Consider the following 667-nt stretch of genomic DNA (forward strand, 5'->3'; position numbering starts at 1 on the left):
CTGCTCGACGAGCTCTCGCTCCATCCGCTGCACCCGCCTCTGTCCGAGCAGATCGCCACGTGGGTGGCCGATAACCGCACGCTGGTGATGCTGGCCGCCGTCTTCGCGCTGCTCGGGCTGCTGCATCACTGCTGGCTGCAGGCCCTGGCCCGGCGGCGGGCGCACCAGCTCCGCGCCACCCATGCCCGGCTCCAGTCGCGGGAGCGTGAGCTCGCCGCCGCCCAGCGAGCGAGCCTGGTCGGCGAGATGGCCACGGAGCTCGCCCACGAGCTGAACCAGCCCCTGGCCGCGATCCGCAACTACGCCGAGGGCTGCCTCGTGCGCCTGCGCCGGGACGACCCGGCACACCCGCTGCTGCCGATCCTCCGCCGGATCGATGACCAGGCCGAGCGCGGCGCCGCCGTGGTGGCCCGCACGCGGGCGTCGCTGCGCCGGGAGACACCGCCGAACCAGCCGGTTCGGCTGGGGCCGCTGATCCGCCACGCACTGGCGCTGCACGAGCACCCGCTGCGCCGGCGGGACGTCACCGTGTCCGTCGACGTCCGGCCGCCGGAGCTGACTGCATGCGCCGAACCCCGCGCCCTCGAGCAGGTCCTCGGCAACCTGGTGACCAACGCGGTCGAGGCGTACGCCACCACCGGCTGCGGCGGCCCGCTGTGGATCGAGG

1 protein-coding gene is annotated in these 667 nt (G+C 74.7%); it reads left to right on the forward strand.

Annotated elements, in window-relative coordinates; genetic code table 11:
* Nucleotides 1-667 (forward strand): sensor histidine kinase (locus G7A99_RS23315; protein ID WP_305792365.1); only part of this gene is annotated, 667 nt, incomplete at both ends.

Source organism: Arhodomonas sp. KWT (assembly GCF_010993615.1).